The 21,624-nt window shown below is 67.0% G+C and carries 18 protein-coding genes; 5 read left to right on the top strand and 13 right to left on the bottom strand.

The genetic code is table 11. The annotated features are described in order from the left end of the window. Nucleotides 1-51 precede the first annotated feature (51 nt). From ccsB to HFGMBDPB_RS02025, 10 genes are all read right to left on the bottom strand, one after another. Nucleotides 52-1,389: a c-type cytochrome biogenesis protein CcsB gene (gene ccsB / locus HFGMBDPB_RS02070; protein ID WP_016445532.1), complete on the bottom strand. Its 1,338-nt coding sequence runs from the start codon at nucleotides 1,387-1,389 to the stop codon at nucleotides 52-54. Further along, entirely contained in the window at nucleotides 1,386-3,569 is a 2,184-nt protein-coding gene (locus HFGMBDPB_RS02065; RefSeq protein ID WP_212644820.1) for a cytochrome c biogenesis protein ResB, read from the bottom strand. The genes ccsB and HFGMBDPB_RS02065 overlap by 4 nt, the downstream gene beginning before the upstream one ends. 139 nt (nucleotides 3,570-3,708) lie before the next feature. Further along, nucleotides 3,709-4,359: a c-type cytochrome gene (locus HFGMBDPB_RS02060; protein WP_016445530.1), complete on the bottom strand. Its 651-nt coding sequence runs from the start codon at nucleotides 4,357-4,359 to the stop codon at nucleotides 3,709-3,711. Nucleotides 4,360-4,638: 279 nt separating this feature from the next. Beyond that, complete coding sequence (locus tag HFGMBDPB_RS02055) at nucleotides 4,639-5,571, bottom strand: AraC family transcriptional regulator (RefSeq protein WP_016445529.1); 933 nt, start codon at nucleotides 5,569-5,571, stop codon at nucleotides 4,639-4,641. 61 nt (nucleotides 5,572-5,632) lie between these two features. Continuing rightward, nucleotides 5,633-6,601, bottom strand: coding sequence for a carbohydrate kinase family protein (locus HFGMBDPB_RS02050; protein WP_016445528.1), 969 nt, complete (start codon nucleotides 6,599-6,601; stop codon nucleotides 5,633-5,635). 1 nt (nucleotide 6,602) lies between these two features. Next, nucleotides 6,603-8,042 carry a D-arabinitol 4-dehydrogenase gene (gene dalD / locus HFGMBDPB_RS02045; protein WP_212644819.1) on the bottom strand — a complete coding sequence of 480 codons (1,440 nt, stop codon included), beginning with the start codon at nucleotides 8,040-8,042 and terminating at the stop codon, nucleotides 6,603-6,605. A gap of 62 nt (nucleotides 8,043-8,104) precedes the next feature. Next, complete coding sequence (locus tag HFGMBDPB_RS02040) at nucleotides 8,105-9,157, bottom strand: ABC transporter ATP-binding protein (RefSeq protein ID WP_212644818.1); 1,053 nt, start codon at nucleotides 9,155-9,157, stop codon at nucleotides 8,105-8,107. A 23-nt stretch (nucleotides 9,158-9,180) separates the two neighbouring features. Then, nucleotides 9,181-10,002, bottom strand: coding sequence for a carbohydrate ABC transporter permease (locus HFGMBDPB_RS02035; RefSeq protein ID WP_026062016.1), 822 nt, complete (start codon nucleotides 10,000-10,002; stop codon nucleotides 9,181-9,183). Between the two features lie 4 nt (nucleotides 10,003-10,006). Beyond that, the gene (locus HFGMBDPB_RS02030) at nucleotides 10,007-10,864 is read right to left on the bottom strand and encodes a carbohydrate ABC transporter permease (protein WP_016445524.1); all 858 of its coding nucleotides are present in this window, start codon (nucleotides 10,862-10,864) and stop codon (nucleotides 10,007-10,009) included. A gap of 35 nt (nucleotides 10,865-10,899) precedes the next feature. Further along, nucleotides 10,900-12,210 carry an ABC transporter substrate-binding protein gene (locus HFGMBDPB_RS02025; protein WP_016445523.1) on the bottom strand — a complete coding sequence of 437 codons (1,311 nt, stop codon included), beginning with the start codon at nucleotides 12,208-12,210 and terminating at the stop codon, nucleotides 10,900-10,902. 231 nt (nucleotides 12,211-12,441) lie between these two features. Between HFGMBDPB_RS02025 and HFGMBDPB_RS02020 the strand changes: the two genes are divergently transcribed. Further along, nucleotides 12,442-13,344 carry an SMP-30/gluconolactonase/LRE family protein gene (locus tag HFGMBDPB_RS02020; RefSeq protein ID WP_212645242.1) on the top strand — a complete coding sequence of 301 codons (903 nt, stop codon included), beginning with the start codon at nucleotides 12,442-12,444 and terminating at the stop codon, nucleotides 13,342-13,344. A 31-nt stretch (nucleotides 13,345-13,375) separates the two neighbouring features. Here HFGMBDPB_RS02020 and pgi read toward each other — a convergent pair whose 3' ends face one another. Next, nucleotides 13,376-14,920, bottom strand: a complete 1,545-nt coding sequence (gene pgi / locus HFGMBDPB_RS02015) for a glucose-6-phosphate isomerase (protein ID WP_212644817.1) — start codon at nucleotides 14,918-14,920, stop codon at nucleotides 13,376-13,378. Between the two features lie 154 nt (nucleotides 14,921-15,074). Here pgi and zwf point away from each other — a divergent pair, with 154 nt between their 5' ends. From zwf to HFGMBDPB_RS02000, 3 genes are all read left to right on the top strand, one after another. Further along, a complete protein-coding gene (gene zwf / locus HFGMBDPB_RS02010; protein WP_016445520.1) occupies nucleotides 15,075-16,529 on the top strand; it encodes a glucose-6-phosphate dehydrogenase in 1,455 nt (484 codons plus the stop codon). A gap of 218 nt (nucleotides 16,530-16,747) precedes the next feature. Continuing rightward, nucleotides 16,748-17,509 carry a ribosome biogenesis GTP-binding protein YihA/YsxC gene (gene yihA / locus HFGMBDPB_RS02005; protein WP_017403957.1) on the top strand — a complete coding sequence of 254 codons (762 nt, stop codon included), beginning with the start codon at nucleotides 16,748-16,750 and terminating at the stop codon, nucleotides 17,507-17,509. Between the two features lie 45 nt (nucleotides 17,510-17,554). Next, nucleotides 17,555-18,466, top strand: a complete 912-nt coding sequence (locus HFGMBDPB_RS02000; RefSeq protein WP_212644816.1) for an alpha/beta fold hydrolase — start codon at nucleotides 17,555-17,557, stop codon at nucleotides 18,464-18,466. Here HFGMBDPB_RS02000 and HFGMBDPB_RS01995 read toward each other — a convergent pair. Then, nucleotides 18,460-19,326, bottom strand: a complete 867-nt coding sequence (locus HFGMBDPB_RS01995; protein ID WP_212644815.1) for a lysophospholipid acyltransferase family protein — start codon at nucleotides 19,324-19,326, stop codon at nucleotides 18,460-18,462. The genes HFGMBDPB_RS02000 and HFGMBDPB_RS01995 overlap by 7 nt on opposite strands. Further along, a complete protein-coding gene (locus HFGMBDPB_RS01990) occupies nucleotides 19,323-20,174 on the bottom strand; it encodes a lysophospholipid acyltransferase family protein (protein WP_209799748.1) in 852 nt (283 codons plus the stop codon). The genes HFGMBDPB_RS01995 and HFGMBDPB_RS01990 overlap by 4 nt, the downstream gene beginning before the upstream one ends. A 135-nt stretch (nucleotides 20,175-20,309) precedes the next feature. Here HFGMBDPB_RS01990 and metK point away from each other — a divergent pair, with 135 nt between their 5' ends. After that, nucleotides 20,310-21,491: a methionine adenosyltransferase gene (gene metK, locus HFGMBDPB_RS01985; RefSeq protein ID WP_017403953.1), complete on the top strand. Its 1,182-nt coding sequence runs from the start codon at nucleotides 20,310-20,312 to the stop codon at nucleotides 21,489-21,491. Nucleotides 21,492-21,624 lie beyond the last annotated feature (133 nt).

Here is a 21,624-nt window from a genome sequence, read left to right as displayed (position 1 = left end):
GCGCCGGCGCATGCAGCCCTTTGTTCGGCGGCAGTCCGAATCAGCAGCGGATCACAGCTCGCCGTAGCTGTGCAGTCCCGACAGGAACATGTTCACGCCCAGGAAGGCGAAGGTGGTGATGGCCAGCCCGCCCAGCGCCCACCAGGCGGACACGGTGCCGCGCAGCCCCTTGACCAGGCGCATGTGCAGCCAGGCCGCGTAGTTGAGCCAGACGATCAGCGCCCAGGTCTCCTTGGGGTCCCAGCTCCAGTAGCCGCCCCAGGCCTCGGCCGCCCACAGCGCGCCCAGCACGGTGGCGATGGTGAAGAAGGCAAAGCCCACGGCGATGGACTTGTACATCACATCGTCCAGCAGCTCGAAGCTGGGCAGCCGCTCGGCGATGCGCTTGCGCGCCAGCAGGATGCCGGCCACGATCAGCGCCGAGACGCCGAAGTACACCATCCAGTAGCTGCCGCCGTTGTCGGTCGCACCCTTGCGGAAAACGATGGGCTCGAAGCACAGCACCACGCCCAGCATCCACAGCGGGGCGAGCTTGTACCAGCGCGTCTCCGTGGCCTGCTGCTTGATGAGGTAGGCGAAGGAGACCATGGCCGCCAGCGCGAAGGTGCCGTAGCCGATGAAGTTGGCCGGCACATGCAGCTTCATCCACCAGCTCTTGAGCGCCGGCACCAGGGGCTGGATCTCGTGCGCCTCGCGCACCAGCGTGTACCACAGCAAAAAGCCCACGGCCGCGCTGACCACCAGCATCACGAAGCCACCCAGGGCGCGCGTGTCGTAGTGCTGTTCGTAGTACAGATAGAACAGCGCCGTCATCCAGCAGAACATGACGAACACTTCATAGAGATTGCTGACCGGGATGTGGCCCACGTCAGGGCCGATCAGATAGCTCTCGTACCAGCGCACCATGGTGCCCACCAGCGCCAGCGTCACGGCCAGCCAGGCCAGGCGCGAGCCCAGCAGCGACAGCGCCGTGCCCTCGCCCCGCGCAAACATGCCGATCCAGTAGAAGACGGTGCTGATGAAGAACACCATGCTCATCCAGAGGATGGCCGACTGGCTGGACAGGAAGTACTTGAGGCCGAACACCGTGTCCGAGCGCGCCAGCTGCGCCCCCTCCGGCCCCTGGTACAGCGCAATGGCCAGCAGCGACAGCCCGGCCACCACCAGCATCAGCGCCCGCAGCGAGCGCCAGAACCAGCCCAGCCAGATGGCCGCGGGAATGGTGCCGACCAGGATGCACTTCTCGTAGACATCCATGTACTCGCCATAGCGCTGCAGCGCATAGAGCAGCCCCGCCGCCACGAGGGCCGCAAACACCCAGTCGAACCAGTTGCGGCGGGCGAAGAAGCCCTCGTTGAGCGTCAAAGTCGTCGTGGTGGCGGTGTTCATGCGGAACCTCCGGGGGGTTTCTTGTGGATGGGCTCGGCGCCTATCAGCTTGCCGGCCAGCATGGCGAATTCTCTATCACCATCGAGCGTTTTGCGATTGGTGGACAAGGCCATTTCGGCATGGCTTTGGCCATCGCGGGGCGTGAGCCAGATCCAGATGCGGCGGTCGCGCACGTACAGCATGCAGAACACGCCGATGATGAGGAACAGGCAGCCCAGATACACGACGTTCTTGCCCGGCGCACGCGCCACCTGGAACACGCTGGCCTGCACCTGCTTGAAGTCCTGCAGCATGAAGACCATGGGCACGGGGTAGAACTGCGCGTCGCTGAGCGAGAACACGGCCTGTGTCATGAAGGACTGCGTCTGCTCGCTGGGCTCCAGCGGTGCCTGGCCGGCCTGGGCCCGCACGATCTGGGCCATCTCGAACAGCACGCCATTGAGAATGCGCACCAGCACCTCGCCCGCACGTTCACGCTCGGCCGCGGGCACATTGCTTTCCATGAAATCGGAGATGGCCTGCAGCCCGCCCAGCGGCTTGCCATCGGGACCCTTCTTGTCGGTCTGTCCCGCGAACAGCTCCAGCGCCTTGGTGGCCGACTGCGCCAGCGCACCGCTCAGCTCGGAGCGCGAGGAATCGATGGCCTTGGCCACATAGGCCCGGGCCGCCTGCTCGCGCAGTTTGGGATCCTGCAGCGCGCTGCGCAGGCGCAGGAAGGTGTCCATTTCGCTTTCGGGGTCGGCGGGAATGCGCAGATAGCGCATGGCGTCGGCCTGGTTGTCGCGCACGCCCAGCAGGAACACGCGCTGGCCGTCGCCCGTGTCCACGGGCAGCATGTAGTTCTGGAACTCGCGCGCCTGGCCCGCGGCATCGCGCAGCTTGTAGCGGATGCTGGGGCCGATGTTGCGCAGTTCCTTCTTGGTCACGGTCTTGTGGGCCGCGCCCAGGCGCTCGTCGATGGCCTGCTTCAGGTCCACCTTGCGCACATCGGTGGCGCTGCCACCGGCGCCGCCCGCACCGCCGAAGTTCTCGACGTTGATGGTGCGCAGCTCGGCAAACTCCAGCGTCAGCGCCTCGTCCTTGCCGTCGGCGAGCTTGCGCGTGAACTGGCTGGAGCCGCCAATCACGCCTTCGACATCGAAGGGCTTGGTCCCGGCCTCCAGCGGCACGGCATGCAGCTTCACCGACGAGCCGCCGTCATCAAAGCTGGACTGGTAGATCTCGATGCCGCGGTAGCTGGCCGGGTGGTTGACCTCGATGCGCTTTTCCAGCTTCTCGCCCGTGGCCTTGTCGTGGATGACGACCTCGCTGGCAAACAGCTTGGGCATGCCCGTGGAGTAGTACTCGACGATGAACTTCTTGAGCTCCACCGCAAAGGGCAGCTCCTGCAGCAGCACGCCATCGGACTGCGACAGGATGGCCGTGCCCGCCGTGCCGCCCTCGGTCACCAGCAGGTTGCCGCGGAAGGTGGGGTTGCGTTCGCTCAGCCGGTGCTGCTCGGACACCTCGGAGATCAGGCCACCGCCGGTATAAGGTGTTTTGCCTCCCAGCCACATCTGCGCACGCACGATAAGGTCACCGTCGAACAGCCCCCCCAGGCAGATCAGCACGATGGCGCCATGGGCGGCGATGTAGCCCAGCTTGTGGGCCGCGCCCGCCTTGGCCGCCAGCATCCAGCCCGTGCCGGGACCGGCCGCCGTATCGCGCTGCTGCAGCCGCACCTTCCAGCCGCCCGACACCAGCTGCTGGCCCAGGCGCCTGGCGGCTTCCTCGGTGCTGCCGGGCACCACATTCTGCGCACGGTGGCTGAAGGCCTTGAGGCTTTGCTCGCGAACGTTTTCCTTGAAATTGCGCAGATCGGCCAGGTATTTGGGCGCATGGCGTGCCACGCACAGCGAGGTGCTGATCACCAGAAAGGCCAGGATCAGCAGGAACCACCAGGCGCTGTAGACCGCATTGAGCTTGAGCGCAAGAAACAGCTGGGCCCAGAACGGTCCGAACTGGTTGACGTAGTTGCCCACCGGCTCATGCTGCTTGAGCACGGTGCCGATCACCGAGGCAATGCAGATGACCGTCAGCAGCGAGATCGCAAAGCGCATCGATGCCAGCAGCTCCAGCATCGCGCGCGCGGCCTGCGGGCGGGGGGAGGCAAGAGCGGCACCGGAAGAGTTGTCTGACATGAAGAGCGAAAAACCAAAACCCGAATGAAAAAAGCGGGACCATCTGCATTCATGCGATGGACCCGCCTGGCTTGGGGCGTCTATAGGGCAATAGGTTCCCGGTGATTACCCTGGGAACCGCATCGGTTCCGGGAGCACATCAACGCAGGCCAGCGATGTAGTCTGCCACGGCCTTGATTTCGCGATCGTTAAGCTTGGCAGCAACCTGCGTCATCTGAATGCTATTGCCGCGCTTGCCGTCACGGAAGGCCGTGAGCTGGGTGGTGGTGTAGTCGGCGTGCTGGCCGGCCAGACGCGGGTACTGGGCCGGGATGCCGGCGCCGTTGGGGCTGTGGCAGCCTGCGCAGGCGGCGATGTTGCGCTCCTGGATGCCACCACGGTAGATGCGCTCGCCCATGGCCACCAGGTCCTTGTCCTTGGCAAAGCCGTCCTTGGGCTTTTGCGCATGCAGCCAGGCGGCGATGTTCTTCATGTCAGGCTCGCTGAGCATGCTGGCAAAGCCCTTCATCACCGGGTCCTTGCGCTTGTCGTCCTTGAACTCCAGCAACTGCTTGACCAGGTACTCGGGATGCTGGCCGGCCAGCTTGGGCTGGATGGGCACCGTCGAATTGCCGTCGGCCGCATGGCATGCCGCGCAGACGGCGGTGTAGCTGGCCTCGCCCTTCGCCAGATCGGCCTTGGCCGCCTTCGGCTGAGCCGGGGCAGCAGGTGCCTCGCCAGCGGAGAAAGCGGGAAAGGCGGGGGCTGCAGCAAGAATGGCAGCCGTCAGCAAAGAGGCAAGCAACTTCATATCGAGGGCGTGGTTCTGTTGTTGAAAGCGCAAAATTCGGCGGATTCTACAATGGGGCCCCCTGTGATTGATATCGTCAGGAACCCTGCTTTCGCCCCTGCGCGCAGAGGAAGACACATTCCTTGATCGTGGTCACAAACTGGCCACGGATCCGATGCGGAACATGTGTTTTTCGCAACCCAGCATATCGATCTGTGCCAGCGCGGCAATAAGGGCTCTACCCATGTGGCGCGCAATACCACACCCCTTCTTTCCCGGATTCCAGGTCCCTCGCCCGCCTCAGCCCGCGCCGAAGCGGCTTTCGGCCTGCCTGCGGAATTCCGAGGGCGTCATCCCCTTGATTTCAAGGAAGCGCCGGTTGAAGTTGGCCAGATTGCTGAAGCCGACCTGAAAACAGATATCGGCGATGAAGCAATCGGTCTGCATGAGCAGATGGCAGGCACTGTTGATGCGCACGCGGCTGACAAAGTCGGTGAAGCTGTTGCCTGTGGCACGGCGAAAGAAACGGCTGAAGCGGCTTTCGCTCATGCCCAGTTCGGCCGCCACGTCCGCCAGGCTCAGCGGCTCGTTCACGCGCGCCATGATGCGGTTGACCACCTCGTTGATCTGGTCCACCTGGGCCTCGGCCTGCACGCCCTGCATCTGCACGGCCGACAGCAGCCGGTAGTCGGTGCATTCGGAAAGATCGGACAGCAGATCACAAAAGGCCGCGAAGCGGCGCATGCCGCGCGCACCCCGGACCGCCTCCCAGTGCACGCGCGCTGCCTCGGCCATGCCGAAGAACTCGATGCCGTGGCGCGCGCGGTCCAGCAGCTGCAGCACCTCGCGCATCTCGGGGATCTGCTCGGCCGCACGGGCAATGGGATCGTGGTTGAACAGGATGACGAGATCGCGTTCGGGCGCGCCGGCCTCGGGCACGTCGAACGATATCCAGTTGTGCGGCAGGCGCGGCCCGCACAGCACGAGGTGACCCGGCTCGAACGGCCCTATCCAGTCACCCACGAAGGCACGGCCCGAGGTGTGGGTGATGAGATGCAGCTCGTACTCGTCATGGAAATGCCAGCGCACCAGCGGACTCGGGAAACCATGCGCCAGGCAGCGCACCAGGCCACTGCCCTCCACGTCTTCATAGCCGAGGGCGGGCGTGCGGACAAAGTCGCGCTCCAGTTCGGGATGGCGCTGGCGCGGCGGGCGGCGGCGTGTGCTGGGCATGGCAGTCGGTCAATCAGGGACGATGAGACGGGCACAGGGCGCACGGTAACACCGGCGGCCGCTACGCCCTGTGGTGCTGCTGCGCCTGCGCAGCATCCAGGCCCGCAAGCGCGGCATCCAGCTCCGCACGCCAGGGCGGCTGGGCGCCGGCGCGCGTGCAATTGAGCGCGGCAGCCGTGGCCGCAAAGCGCAGCACCTCGCGCCACGCGGCATCTGGCAGGGACTGCAACTGCTGCGCCTGCTCCACGCCGCGCTCGAGCAACGCCACGGACAGTGCCGCGCCAAAGGTGTCGCCCGCGCCGATGGTGTCCGCCAGCGGCACTGCAGGCGGGCGCACCGACAGCGGAGCGCGGCCTGCGCGCAGCAAGGTGGCGCCCTCGGCCCCCTGCGTGAGCACCACGGCCCTGGGCCCGCGCGACAGCCAGCTCCCGGCAGCCTCCAGCACCGGCTGACCGGGCGCGATGAAGGCCGCATCCTCGTCGCTGAGCTTGACCAGGTCGGCCAGGGCCAGCCAGGCCAGGCAGTCGCGCCGGAAGGCCTGCGCATCGCGGATCAGCGTGGGACGCACATTGGGGTCGAAGACGATGAGGCGCCGACCGCGCTGCGCGGCCACCAGATCCAGGATGCGCGGCCCCGCCGGCGCATGCAGCAGCGCGATGGAGCCGAACTGCAGGATGCGGCATTCGTCCGGCAACTTCGGCAGCTCGGCAGGCGCCCACAGCGTGTCGGCCGTGCCCTGCATGTAGAAGGCATAGCGGTTGGTGTGTTCGCCACGCTCCACAAAGGCCAGCGTACTGGGCGCGCTGCAGCGCTGCACCAGGCGCATGTCCACGCCGTTGCGCTGCAGGTGCGCGAACAGGCGCTCGCCAAAGAGGTCCTCCGAGAGCTGCGAGACAAGGCCCGTGGCCTGCCCCAGCCGCGCCGCCGCGATGGCGCCATTGGCGGGCGCCCCGCCCTCATGGCCCTGGAAGGCCAGGCCGCCCGTGGCGGTGAAATCGATCAGGGCCTCGCCCACGATGGCTATGCGCATGTCAGCTCCGCCTTGTGCATGTTTCGGTTCTGTCCACAAATGCCCGTACCCGCTCCGAGGCCCGGCGCACCGACTCCACCAACTGCGGATGGCCTGCCACCTCGCCCCACAGCAGCGGCTCGGCGCACAGCGAGGCCACGGGATCGGGCGCCGCGCAGATGGCATGCGCCACCGCCGGGTCCATGGCCTGGTCCTGGTACGCATAGGGCAGTGTGCCCTGGTGCCAGCGCTGCAGGAAGGCCAGGAACAGCGCTGGCAGCATGGCCGCGGCATCGATGGCGGCGTTGTCCGCCAGCCGCTCGCGCAGCGTGGGCGCGATGAAGCCGGGGATCTTGGCAAACCCATCGGCCGCCACGCGCTGGTTGGTGTCGCGCAGGGCCGCATTGCCAAAGCGCTCCAGCACCGTGTCACGGTAGGCCGGCAGGTCCAGCGGGCTGGGCCGGCCCGGTGCGCAAAGGCAGGCGATCACATCCCGGGTCACGTAGTCCCAGGCCATCTGGCGTATCGCGGGCACGGCGCAGCCTTCGTGGATATGCTCCAGGCCCGCCAGCGTCCCGGCCCAGGCGATGCAGCTGTGGCTGGCGTTGAGGATGCGGATCTTGGCCTCTTCGTAAGGCGCCACCGAGGGCACCAGCTCCACGCCCACGGTCTGCCAGGCGGGGCGCCCGGCAATGAAGCGGTCCTCGATCACCCATTGCGTGAAGCGCTCGGCCATCACCGCGGCCTCGTCGTCGCGGCCAGTGGCGGCCAGCACGCGCGCGCGCAGCTCCGGTGGCGGGCGGGGAGTGATGCGATCGACCATGGCGTTGGGGCAGCTGGTATGCCGCTGTGCCCAGTCGGCCAGCCCATGCAGCTGTGCCTGGCGCATGAAGGCCAGCAGGCCGGCGCGCAGGCGGTCGCCGTTGTGGCGCAGGTTGTCGCAGCTCAGCAGCGTGACGGGGCCGGCATCGGTGGCGCGGCGCGCCTGCAGGATGGCGCAGAGCACGCCATAGAGGGTGGTCCCCGCCTCGCCCCGGCGTGCGCGCTCCAGGTCCTGCGCCAGATCGGGATGCGCGGCGTCGAGCGCTCCCTGACCATCCAGGCAGTAACCGGCCTCGGTGACCGTGAAGGAGATGATGCGGGTGGCCGGCCAGGCGCCCCGCTGCACGACGGCGGCCAGCCCGGGCGCGTACGGAATCACCTCGCTCAAGGCATCCATCCACTGGTAATGCACCGTGCCGTTGGGCGCAATCGTCTCCAGCGTGTAGGCACCGCCTTGTCGCACCAGGGCGTCCAGCGTCTGCGCCATGTCAGGGCGCAGGTTGGCGCCCACCAGCGCCCACTGCGTGTCGCCCGCATCCATCAATCGCTGCTGGTAGGCAGCCTGGTGCGCGCGATGGAAAGAGCCCAGCCCCAGGTGCAGCACCGTGGGGCGGGAAAGGGAGGGGGCAGTCGCGTTCATGGTGTCCCGGACAAAGGGATGGGAAGAGACGGAAAGAAGAAGGCAGGGCTCGGCCGCCAGGCTCAGCAGGCCGCCAGCGCACGGCCATCGCGGTCGAACAGATGGAGCATGCAGCCCGGGTCGAGGGACACCCTCACCCCATCGCCCACGGCCAGCGGCATGCGCTCGGTCTGGCGCGCCACCAGCGGCACGCCGGCCACATCCACATGGACCAGCGTGTCGGCACCCAAGGCTTCGATCAGGTCCACGCGCCCCTGGACGCCAGCCCCATAACCGGGACCTGCATCTGCCCGGGACAGGCGCAGCGCCTCGGGGCGTATGCCCAGCGTGCCGTCCCGCGGCAAGCGCCCCTGCGTGCTGGCCGACAGGCCCGGCACGGCATGGGCCGCCAGCAGGTTCATCGGCGGCATGCCGATGAACTGCGCGACAAAGCGGTTGGCCGGGCGGTCATAGAGCTCCAGAGGAGAGCCCACCTGCTCGATGGCGCCGTCGCGCATCACCACCACGCGGTCGGCCAGGGTCATGGCCTCCACCTGGTCGTGCGTCACATAGATGGTGGTGGCGCCCAATGCACGGTGCAGCTTGAGGATTTCCACGCGCGTGTTGCCGCGCAGCGCCGCATCCAGATTGGACAGCGGCTCGTCGAACAGGAAGACCTTGGGCTCGCGCACGATGGCGCGTCCGATGGCCACGCGCTGGCGCTGCCCGCCCGACAGCTCGCCCGGGCGGCGCTCCAGGCAGGCCGTGAGATTGAGCGTTTCTGCCGCCCGGCCGACCTTGCGCAATATCTCCTTGCGCGGCACGCCCGCCAGGCGCAGCGCAAAGGACATGTTGTCGTACACGCTCATGTGCGGGTACAGCGCATAGCTCTGGAACACCATGGCCAGATCGCGCCGGCCCGAGGGCGCGTGCGTGATGTCGCGCCCATCGAGCAGCAGATGTCCCGCGCTGACGGACTCCAGCCCCGCGATCAGGCGCAGCAGCGTGGATTTTCCGCAGCCCGAGGGGCCGACGAAGACGATGAACTCGCCGCGCTCGATGGCGAGGTCCACGCCACGGATGATGTGCGCCTCGCCAAAGCTCTTGCGCATGTCTTGCAGTTGCAGATAGGCCATGGTTTTCTTGGTTTGAAGAGCGGCTACTTGACGGCGCCGAAGGTCATGCCCTGCACCAGTTGCTTCTGGCTGAACCAGCCGAACACCACGATGGGCGCGATGGCCAAAAGCGATGCCGCCGAGAGCCGGGCCCAGAACAGCCCCTCGGGGCTGGAGTAGGAGGCGATCAGCGTGGCCAGCGTGCCGGCGCGCGCGCTGCTGAGGTTGAGCGACCAGAAGGCCTCGTTCCAGCTCAGCACCAGACACAGCAGGCCCGTGGAGGCAATGCCGCCCAGCGCCAGCGGCAGCACCACATGGCGGAACTCGGCCCACAGGCCGGCGCCATCCATGCGCGCGGCTTCGAGGATCTCGTGCGGGATGTCCTTGAACGCGCTGTAGAGCATCCACACCATGATGGGCAGGTTGGACAGCGTGAAGACCACGGTCAGCACCGTGAGCGTGTCCAGCAGGCCGGCGCCCTGGGCCAGCACGTAGATGGGCAGCAATGCGCCCACGGCGGGCATCATCTTGGTGGACAGCATCCACATCAGCACATCGCGTGTGCGCCGCGTGCGAAAGAAGGCCATCGAATAGGCGGCGGGCACGGCGATGGCCAGGCCCGCCAGGGTGGACCCCAGGCTGGTGACCAAGGAGTTGCGCGCGTGCAGCAGGTAGTTGCTGCGCTGCTGCACCTCGCCGAAGTTGGCCAGCGTGGGCTCGAACACGAACAGCGGCGGCACGGCAATGGCCTGCAGCTCGGTCTTGAACGCGGTCAGGAACAGCCAGCCCAGCGGAAAGAACAGCAGCAGCGCCAGCGCCCAGGCCGCGGCGGCACGCAAGGCGGTGGAAAGTGAAGGGGCCGTCATGCGCTCAGTCCAGGCTCTTGCCGACGATGCGGATCAGGAAGACGGCAACGATGTTGGCCAGCACCACGGCGAACAATGCCCCCGCAGAGGCCACGCCCACATCGAAATGCATCAGCGACTGCTTGTAGATGAGATAGGTGAGGTTGGTGCTCTCGTTGCCCGGGCCGCCCGCCGTGGTGATGGCGATCTCCGCAAACACGCCCAGCAGGAAGATCATCTCGATCATCACCACCACCGCCATCGGGCGGGCCAGATGGGGCAGCGTGAGGTGGTGGAAACGTTGCAGGGCATTGGCGCCGTCCATGCGCGCCGCCTCCATCTGCTCGCGGTCCAGCGACTGCAGCGAGGTGATGAAGATCAGGCAGGCAAAAGGCAGCCACTGCCAGGACACCATGATGACCACGGACAGCAGCGGCACCTCGGTCAGCCAGTCCACAGGCTCCAGGCCCAGCGCCCTGCACAGGCTGGCCAGCACGCCGTAGATGGGATTCATCATCATGTGCTTCCACAGCAGCGCGTTGACGGCGGGCATCACGAAGAAGGGCGAGATCAGCAGCACGCGCACCATGCCGCGGCCCGGAAATGGCTCGTTGACCAGCAGCGCCAGCAGCACGCCCAGCACCACGGTGATCGACACCACGCTGGCCAGGAACACCAGGGTCTGGCGCACGGCGGGCATGAAGTCCGGGTCGGTGACGAAGAACTCGTAGTTGCGCAGGCCCACGAAGGGGTGGCCGCCCGGCTGCATGAGGTTGTAGTCGACGAACGAGAAATACACCGTCATCAGCAGCGGCACCAGCATCCAGCACAGCAGCACGGCCACGGCGGGAGCCATGAGCGCGCGGGGCAGCAGGCGCGTCATGGGCGCGGGGCTTGGTCGAAGCATCGAGGCAGCCATCACTTGTAGTAGCCGCTTTTCCTCATCTCGCGGTCCGCCAGGGTCTGCGAGGTCTTGAGCGCCTGCTCCACCGTGGCCTTGCCCGACAGCGCCGCACTGACTTGCTGCCCCACGGCAATGCCTATGGCCTGGAACTCGGGGATGGCCACGTACTGCACGCCGATGTAGGGTGAGCGCGGCTCGGTCGCATCGCTCAGGCTCACGCTGTCGATGGCGCTTTTCTCGGCGCCGGCAAAGTCCGCGACCTTCTGGAACTCGGCGCTCGCATAGGTGGACTGCCGCGTGCCCGTGGGAACGGCGCGCCAGCCATGCTCGCGCGCCACCAGCTGCACATACTCCTTGGAAGTGGCCCATTTGATGAAGGCCTGGGCCGCATCCACCTTCCTGGAGCTGGCGGGAATGGCCAGGTTCCAGGTCCACAGCCACGTCGCCCCCTTGGGCGTGGAGGCCACGGGAGCGGCCGCATACGCCACCTTGCCGGCCACCTTGGACTGCCGTGGATCGCCCACGAACGAGGCCGCAATGCTGGCATCGACCCAGGCCGCGCACTTGCCCTCGTTGAACAGCGCCAGGTTCTCGTTGAAGCTGTTGGCCGATGCGCCGGGCGGCCCGTAGGACTTCAGCAGCTCCACATAGAAACCCACCGCCTTCTTCCAGGCCGGTGTGTCCAGCTGCGGCTTCCATTGCATGTCGAACCACTGGCCGCCGTGGGTGTTGACCATGGTGGTGACCAGGGCCATGTTGTCACCCCAGCCCGGCTTGCCGCGCAGGCAGATGCCGTAGACGCCAGCCTTGGGATCATGGGCCTTGGCGGCAAATTCCCGCACCTGCTCCCAGCTCGGCTGCGCGGGCATGGTGAAACCCGCCTTTTCGGCCAGATCACGGCGGTACATGAGCATCGATGCCTCGCCATAGAACGGCAGGGCGTGGAGCCTGCCCTCGTGCGACAGGCCCTTGCGGATGGAAGGCAGCAAGTCGTCTGCGTCATAGGCGGCATCGGTGGCAATCGGCAGCAGCCAGCCATTCCTTGACCAGATCGGCACCTCGTACAGGCCCACCGTCATCACGTCGAACTGGCCGCCCTTGGTGGCGATGTCGGTGGTTACGCGCTGGCGCAGCATGCCCTCTTCCAGCGTGACCCATTTGAGCGTGATGCCGGGGTGGGCCTGCTCGAAGCGGGCAGAGAGTTTCTGCATCTCGATCATGTGGCCGTTGTTCACGGTCGCAATCACGAGTTCGGTGTCGGCCTGTGCGCCGGCGGCCGATGCGGCCACGGCCAGCGCCGCGCCCGCCCTGAGCAAGCTGTGCATGTCTGTCTCCTTCGCAATGAATGCTGTGGTCTTCGCGGTCCATCCCTGCCGCTGGTGACCGATTGTGGGGACAGGCCTGCGGGTGCATTGGTACGGGCAGCCCGGCCGCTGATACTTCTATGCACATGCCTGGCTAGAGATATCCCTGATCTGCGCAACACACTATCTGCGAGCAGCGGTCTGGCGGGAGCCGCTCCTAGAATGCTGGCCATGACTTCCAGCGAGCAGACCATGGCCATGCAGATCGCCCCGGTTCCTCCCAGCGCCCTGGGCGAATCGCCCTTCTGGCACCCCGCTGATCGCCGGCTCTACTGGTGCGATATCCAGGGCCTGCGCATCCATGCCTGGGACCCTGCCAGCGGCCAGCAGCAAAGCTGGGCCACGCCCAGCGAGCCCGGCTGCTGCGCGCCCACGGACCAGGGCCGCATCGTCATCGGCCTGCGAGACGGCTTCGGCCTGCTGGAGCCGGCCACCGGCCACATCACCATGCTGGCCGGCCTGGACCACGATCCACGCCAGTTCCGCCTCAACGACGGCCGCTGCGACCGAGCCGGCCGCTTCTGGGCCGGCTCCCTGTTCGCACCAAAGACCGCGCCCGAGGCGGCACTGTGGTGCCTGCGCGCGGTGGACAACGGCGGCTACGCGGTCCAGCGCATGGCAGGCGACTGCACCACGGCCAACGGGCTGGCCTTCAGCCCCGACGACGCATGGCTGTACTGGGCCGACACGCCCGCACACCGCATAGACCGCTTTGCCTTCGACCTGGACACCGGCACGCTGGGGGCCCGCGCACTGTGGAAGGCCTTCGCGCCCCGCACGCAAGGGCGCCTGTACGGCGGCCGGCCCGATGGTGCCTGCGTCGACACCCGGGGCCACTACTGGGTGGCCATGTACGAAGGCGGCTGCGTGCTGCGGCTGGACCCGCAGGGCGAAGTCGTGCAGCGCATCGAGACGCCCGTGTGCTGCCCCACCATGGTCTGCCTGGGCGGAGAAGACCTGCGCACGCTCTACATCACCTCCGCCTCGCACGGCCGCCCCGAGGAAGAACGCCGGGCCGCCGTGCCTGCCGGGGCGCTGATGCATTGCCGCGTCGAGGTGCCAGGGCTGCCGGTCAACTGCTTCCGGGAGGCGTAGAGCGGGGCCAGGCCCTCAGGCCATCAGGCCATCAGGCCCGCAGCCGCTGCAGCAGGCCGGCGGTGGAGGCGTCCAGCCCCGCCATGTCGCCATTGCCCAGGCGCAGCTGAAGGTCACGCGCCAGCAGCTTGCCCAGCTCCACCCCCCATTGGTCGAAGCTGTTGATGCCCCACAGCGCGCCGGCCACGAACACGCGGTGCTCCTGCAGCGCAACCAGCGCGCCCAGCGCCGCAGGCGTGAGCGCGTCCAGCAGCAGGAAGCTGCTGGGACGGTTGCCGGGGAAATGGCGGTGCCCGTCCTCGCTGGCGCGCCCCTGCATCAGGGCCTGGGCCTGGGCCAGCGCGTTGGCCAGCAACTGTTCCTGGTGGCCTGGCAAGGTGTGCGAAGCCTGCTTCACCGCAATGATCTCCAGCGGCACGATGTCGCTGCCCTGGTGCAGCATCTGGAAGAAGGCATGCTGCCCATCCGTGCCGGGCTCACCCCAGAGCACGGGTGCCGAGCCCAGCGCCAGCGGCCGGCCCTGCCGGTCCACGCGCTTGCCGTTGCTCTCCATCTCCAGTTGCTGCAGATAGGCCGGCAGGCGCCGCAGGCCTGCGTGGTAGGGCGCGATGCAGCGGCTGCCAAAGCCCAGCAGATTGCGGTACCAGACGTCGAGCAGGCCCAGGCGCACGGGCAGATTGGCCTGCAGCGGCGACGTGCGGAAATGCATGTCCATGGCGTGCGCACCGGCCAGCATGGCGCGAAACGCGGCAGCGCCTACGGCAACGGCCACCGGCAGTCCGATGGACGACCACAGCGAATAGCGCCCGCCCACCCAGTCCCAGAAGCCGAAGGTGGTGGTGATGCCCATCTGCGCCGCCGCAGCGGCATGGGTGGTCAGCGCGACGAAATGGCGGGACACCTCGCTGCCGCCGTTTTCGTTGAACCAGTCGAGTGCGCTGCGCGCATTGGTCAGCGTCTCCTGCGTGTTGAACACCTTGGAGGCCACGATGAACAGCGTGCTGCGCGGCTGCAGGCCCACGAGCACGGCCTGCAGCGCGTGGCCATCCACGTTCGAGACGAAGTGCATGCGCCGGCGCGCATCGCCCAGGCCTTGCAGCGCCTGGACCGCCATCTGCGGCCCCAGACCCGATCCGCCTATGCCCATGCACACCACGTCGGTGATATCCGCGTCCGCACGCACGCGCTCGGCATAGGCCAGCATGGCATCCAGCGTCTCATGCACCTGGGCCAGCGCCCAGGCCAGGCCCGGCGGCGCATTGCCGGGCGGATGGCGCAGCAGCGTGTGCAGCGCCGCACGCCCCTCGGTGGAGTTGACGGCCTCGCCCGCGAACATGGCGTCGCGCTGGCGCTCCACCTCGCAATCGCGGGCCAGCTGCAGCAGCAGGTCTTCGGCCTGCGCGTCCCACAGATTCTTGGACAGGTCCGCAAAGCAGTGCGGAGCCTCCTGGCTGAAGCGCGCGAACCGGGCGGGGTCAGAGGCGAAGGCACCGCGCAGGTCGAAATCGGGCATCACGGCCCGGGCGTGGTTTTGCAAAAGAGGCCAGGCGAGGGCGTGATCGCAACGGATAAGCATGGGGTTCACCGACAGGGCTGCTTGCAGAGAAGTAATAAAATTACAACAATCATCATCTGAAACTTCAATCAAATGACGTGGCACCTCTATAATTTATTCGATTTCCTCAAAAATTGGTAACTCAGTTACCAAAATATTCACCTCGGGAGGCAACATGGGTTTCGATCTGGTCTTGTTTGGCGGCACGGGCGATCTGGCATGGCGCAAGCTCATGCCGGCGCTGTTCCAGGCGTTTCGCCACGGCACCCTGCCCGAGGGCGGCCGCATCCTGTGCGTGGCCCGCGATGACCTGAGCGACGACCAGTACCGCGCCCTCATCCAGTCGCGCTTTGACGGCGTCGAGCTGTCCAAGCGCCCCAGCCCCGAGGAATTCGCCCGCTTCGCAGACCTGCTGCACTACCTGCGCATGGACCTGTCGCAGCCCGCCGACTACGGGAAGCTGGCACAGGCGCTGGCCGCGCGCGACGCAGAAACGGTGGTGATGTACGTGGCCACCGCCCCCAGCCTGTTCACCACGGTCTGCGAGCAGATCGCCGCCGTGGGCCTGAACGGCCCGCGCACCCGCGTGGTGCTGGAAAAGCCGCTGGGCCACGACCTGGCCTCCAACCAGGCCATCAATGCCACGCTGCGCAAGGTGCTGCGCGAAGAGCAGGTGTTCCGCATAGACCACTACCTGGGCAAGCCCTCTGTGCAGAACCTTCTGGCGCTGCGCTTTGGCAATGCGCTGTTCGAGCCGCTGTGGCGGCGCGAGACCATTGCCAACATCCAGATCACCATCGCCGAGGAACTGGGCGTGGAAAGCCGGGGCGCGTTCTACGACCAGACCGGCGCGCTGCGCGACATGGTGCAAAACCATGCGCTGCAGCTGCTGTGCGCCATCGGCATGGAGCCGCCGATCAACGCATCGGCCCATGCCATCCGCGACGAAAAGCTCAAGGTGCTGCAGTCGCTCAGGCCCTGGACGCCGGAAACCCTGAGCCAGCACGTGGTGCGCGGCCAGTACCTGGCCGGCGCCAGCCAGGGCCAGCCCGTGCCGGCCTACCAGCAGGAAAAAGGCGTGGCGGCGGGCAGCCAGACCGAGACCTTCGTCGCCCTGCGCACCGAGATCTGCAACTGGCGCTGGGCCGGCGTGCCCTTCTACATCCGCACCGGCAAGCGGCTGGCAGGAAGGGACGCGCGCATCGTCGTGAACTTCCGGCCCGTGCCCCACCCGATCTTCCGCTCGCCCCTGTCCGAAGCCAATCGCCTGGTGATCAATCTGCAGCCCAAGGACGGGCTGGAGCTGCACCTGCTGGCACAGGGCGCCACCCAGCAGCAGGCCGAGCCTTCGCTGGCCCCCGTGCACCTGAACCTGGACTTCGACCAGCGCTTCGGTGCCAAGCGCGTGGGCGCCTACGAGCGCCTGCTGCTGGACGTGATCGCCGGCAGGCTGAACCTCTTTGTGCGCAGCGACGAGCAGGAGCAGGCCTGGCGCTGGGTGGAACCCATCCTTCAGCACTGGCGCAGCGACACCTCGGGGCCGCGCGGCTATGCGGCGGGCAGCTGGGGGCCCAGCGCAGCCAGCGCCATGATTGCGAGGGATGGTTTTTGCTGGAGCGAAGAGGTTTAGGCTCCCCCTGAGGCGCTTCGCGCCTTCCCCCTCTCTGCCCGCTTCGCGGGGGAGGGGGACGACAGCTTCGCGGCGGGGCGGCCCTTGCTCGCTGTCTCCGACTTTGGAGTGCGACAGTTTCGTGCGCCACGCTTTGTCAGCACCGTTGCCTATAGCCCGCTGGGCGCGCCGGTTCCATGGGGGAACCTACAATGAGGCCCCGAGAGACTGACCACACCATGAATCCTGCTGCGCCGGCTGGCGATGCCGCCCCCACTTCCTCCCTGATCGATCCCAAGCTGGCCATGGGCTGGATGCACACGGCGCGCTTTTTGACGACGGCTGCGCAGTTGCACCATCTTCCCAAGGTCGATGTGCCCGAGATCGCGTTCGTGGGCCGCTCCAACGCCGGCAAGTCCACCTGCATCAACACGCTGACGCAGCAAAAGCAGCTGGCCTTCGCCTCCAAGAAGCCTGGCCGCACACAGCACATCAACCTGTTTTCCCTGGGCAAGCAGGGCGTGACCGACGCCGTGCTGGCCGACCTGCCCGGCTACGGCTATGCCGCCGTTTCGCGCACGGACAAGCAGCGCTGGCAGCGCGTGATGCTGAACTATCTGGTCAGCCGCGAGAGCCTGTCGGCCATCGTGCTGCTGTGCGATCCGCGCCTGGGCCTGACGGAGCTGGACGAAGCCCTGCTCGACGCCATGCGCCCGCGCGTGCAGGAAGGCCTGAAATTCCTCGTGCTGCTGACCAAGGCCGACAAGCTCACGCGCGCCGAGCAGGCCAAGGTGCTGTCCATCACGCGGCTCAACGCCGGTGGTGGCGAAGTGCGCATGTTCTCCGCGCTCAAGAAGCAGGGCGTGGACGAGGTGGCCCAGCTGCTGTGGCACTGGAGTCATCCCGAAGGCCTGAATCCGCCGGCGGCCACGGACGGGCCCGCCGACGTCGCGAACGTCGCAACTGCGACGCCCGCCGCGACCGACAGCCCCCAAGATTAGCGCCTGGAGGCGCTCGTGTAGCCAGCGCCCCGCAAGGAACGCAACATGGTGAACACCTGCATTCGCGAGCTGCCTCACGGCATCCATCTGCACTGCCGCGTCAGCGGCGAATCCGGCCAGCCACTGCTGCTGTTCCTGCACGGCTTTCCTGAAGGCAGCTTCATCTGGGAAGGCATGCTGGAGCAGTTCGGCACGCAATGGCGTTGCGTCGCCCCCGATCTGCGGGGCTTTGGCCGTTCCAGCCAGCCGGCGGGTGTGGAGCAGTACAAGGCCAAGCACCTGCTGCAGGATCTGGCGGCGCTGATCGCCATCGAAAGCCCTGGCGCACCCGCAGCCTGCGTGATCGCCCACGACTGGGGCGGTGCCCTGGCCTGGGGCCTGGCCAACCGCCATCCCGGGCTGATGCAGCGGCTGATGATCCTCAACGCCCCGCATCCGGGCGCCTTTCTGCGCGAACTGCTGCACAACCCCGTGCAACAGGCCGCAAGCCAGTACATGCATTTTCTGCGCCGACCTGATGCGCCCGCCCTGCTGGCCGCGAACGACTGGCAGCGCATGCTGGGCTTTTTCCGCACGCCGCAGGGCGAGTTGCCCGGATGGCTCACGCCGCAGTTGCAGCAGCGCTACCGCGAGCACTGGGACCTGGGCGTGCAAGGCTCCTGCCACTACTACGGCGCCAGTCCCCTGGTGCCGCCCCGGCCCGAAGATCCGGCCTCAGCCGACGCACTGCGCAACCTGAGGCTGCCGCCCGAGATGCTGGACATCGGCGTGCCCACGCATGTGCTCTGGGGCGACAGCGACCCGGCGCTGCAGCCCGCCCTGGTCGAAGGCCTGGAGCCGTGGGTACCGCGCCTGACGGTGCAGCACCTGGCAGGCACTTCGCACTGGGTCGTGCACGAGCAGCCCGATGCGGTGCGGCAAGCGCTGGAGCAGTTCCTGTCCCGCCCCGTTCAGTAGATCGAAGGCTCGCCCTCGGGCCGGGTCTTGAAGCGCCTGTGCACCCAGTAGTACTGGTCGGGCATGGTGCGAATCGCCGCTTCCAGCTCGCGGTTCATGCGTGCCGTATCGGCCTCGACATCGTCGGTGGGGAAATCCGTCCAGGCCGGCGTAATCTCGGCCACGTAGCCCGTGGGCGTCATGCGCGTGTACATGCCCAGCACCTTGGCCCGGCCCAGGCGCGCGAAGCGCGACAGCGAGGGAATGGTGGCCGCGTTCACGCCGAAGAAAGGCACGAAGACCGAGTCGTTGCGACCGAAGTCCATGTCGGGCAAAAGGTACAGCAAACCGCCCTTGCGCAGGCTGGAGATGATGGGCTTGACCCCGTCGGCGCGGTTGAGCATGCGCACGTCGCCAAAGCGCTGGCGCCCCGACATGAACCACTCATCGACCGCCGGGTCCGGATGGGTGGAGAAGATCGAGGTGAAGGGCCGGGTGGTGTGCAGCGGCAAGGCCAGCCCGCCCGCGTCCATGCTGTAGAAATGCGGCGCGAACAGGATGGTCGGGGTGTCGCCATCGAGCTCATGCACGGCACCCTGCAGCTTCACGCGCTCGGCCACCACCTCGCGCGGCGCCGCCCACAGCCAGCTGCGGTCCAGCCAAGTCTGGCAAAAGACGATGAAGTTGCGGCGCGCCAGATCCACGCGCTGCGCCTCGGTCAGCTCGGGAAAGCACAGCGCAAGATTGCGCAGCGCCACCTTGCGGCGCGGCGCGGCCAGCACGAACAGCACACGCCCCAGAAACGCACCCAGACCCCGCAGCCACGGCAGCGGCATCCAAGCCAGCGACCGCATCAGCCACACGCCGATGCGCCCGCTCATGCACCCACCTCGCCGGCAGCTGCTTCACGGCGCGGCTGCTTGTAGCGCGCATAGCCCCACAGGTACTGCTGCGGGCATTGGCGGATGGTGTGTTCCATCGCCTCGTTGATCTGCTGCACCGCAGCTTCCAGATTCTCGGACAAGGGCACGGGCAACTCCTCAAGATACAGCGCATAGCCCCGCCCCCAGGACAAGCGCTCACAACGGGCCACGATCACAGCGGCCCCCGTCTGCAACGCCAGGCGCGCAGCCAGCGTCATCGTATAGGCATCACGGCCGAAGAACGGCGACCAGACACCCTGCCCCTCGGGCGGAACCTGGTCTGGCAGCAGCCCCACGGCCATGCCCTTGCGCAACGCCTTGATCATCTGGCGCACGCCAGCCAGCGTGGTCGGCACGGCCTGCACGCCGGGGCGGTTGCGCGCCGTCTCCATGACGCGGGCCAGCCAGGGCTGGCGCGCGGGGCGGTAGAGAATGGTGATCTCGCCATGCTCGGCCGACCATTGCCGTGCCGCATGCTGCACCGACAGTTCGAAGCAGCCCAGGTGGGGCGTCAGAAAGATGATGCCGCGCCCGGCGGCGTAGGCCCGGCGCACGCATTCCTCGTTGTGCATCTGGCAGCTCGGCTGCCTGCCCATCCACATGCGCGGCAGCTCCGCCACCATGCGCCCCGCGTGCCCCACGGCCGGCGCCACTGAGCCGAAGCCGTAGCCGGCCTGGCGGGCATTGGCCAGAAAGCGGCGCCGGTACGTGCCGGAGGCCACGAAAGCCACCCAGCCCATGAGCGCGCCAAGGGGGTGCAATAGCCACAAAGGCAGTGCAGCAAACAGTCGGAACAAGGAAGGCATTAAAATGTGCGGGTCGCTGAGTTAACTGAGCAACTTGCAGAGCGACGTAAAACAAGTCTGCTAAAGCGTTCGCCAGGGCTCCTGCAGCTTGGGCAACGCCCATCAAAAAAAGCTGCAACCAAGGAGTTTATTCACATGGCGAACGATTTTCTTTTCACCTCGGAATCCGTCTCTGAAGGCCATCCGGACAAGGTGGCCGACCAGATCTCTGACGCGATCCTGGACGCCATTTTCGCCCAAGACCCGTACAGCCGCGTGGCGGCCGAGACACTGACCAACACGGGCCTGGTGGTTTTGGCAGGTGAGATCACCACGGGCGCCAACGTCGACTACATCCAGGTCGCACGCGACACCATCAAGCGCATCGGCTACGACAACACCGACTACGGCATCGATTACAAGGGCTGCGCCGTACTCGTGGCCTACGACAAGCAGAGCCAGGACATCGCCCAGGGCGTGGACAAGGCCAGCGATGACGAGCTCAACACCGGCGCCGGCGACCAGGGCCTGATGTTCGGCTACGCCTGCGACGAGACACCCGAGCTGATGCCCGCGCCCATCTACTACGCGCACCGCCTCGTCGAGCGCCAGGCCCAGCTGCGCAAGGACGGCCGCCTGCCCTTCCTGCGCCCCGACGCCAAGAGCCAGGTGACCATGCGCTACGTGGACGGCAAGCCCCACAGCATCGACACCGTGGTGCTGTCCACCCAGCACAGCCCCGACCAGTCGGAATCGGCCACCAGGATGAAGTCCAGCTTCACCGAAGCCATCATCGAGGAAATCATCAAGCCCGTGCTGCCCTCCGAGTGGCTGCAGGACACCAAGTACCTGATCAACCCCACGGGCCGCTTCGTCGTGGGCGGCCCCCAGGGTGACTGCGGCCTGACCGGCCGCAAGATCATCGTCGACACCTACGGCGGTGCCTGCCCCCACGGCGGCGGCGCCTTCAGCGGCAAAGACCCAACCAAGGTGGACCGCAGCGCCGCCTACGCCGCGCGCTACGTGGCCAAGAACATCGTGGCCGCCGGCCTGGCGCGCCAGTGCCAGATCCAGGTGGCCTACGCCATCGGCGTGGCACGCCCGATGAACATCACGGTCTACACCGAAGGCACGGGCGTCATCCCCGACGCCGAGATTGCCAAGCTGGTGGCCGCCCACTTCGACCTGCGTCCCAAGGGCATCATCCAGATGCTGGACCTGCTGCGCCCGATCTACAGCAAGACCGCTGCCTATGGCCACTTCGGCCGTGAAGAGCCCGAGTTCACCTGGGAGCGGACGGACAAGGCAGCGGCGCTGCGTGCTGCGGCTGGCCTGTAGGCAAAATGCCAGGGGCGTTCACGCCCATCTGATGGCCTCCCGGCCCCATGCCGCGCCTGACGCAGCATGGGGCTTTTTTCATCTCGAGCCTTCTCACAATACTCACGTCAAACCGGCGCAGCAGGCTGCGGTA

It is taken from the genome of Delftia sp. PE138 (assembly GCF_018320755.1).
Taxonomy (GTDB): Bacteria; Pseudomonadota; Gammaproteobacteria; order Burkholderiales; family Burkholderiaceae_C; genus Comamonas; species Comamonas tsuruhatensis.
This window is presented reverse-complemented; position numbering and strand designations above follow the sequence as displayed.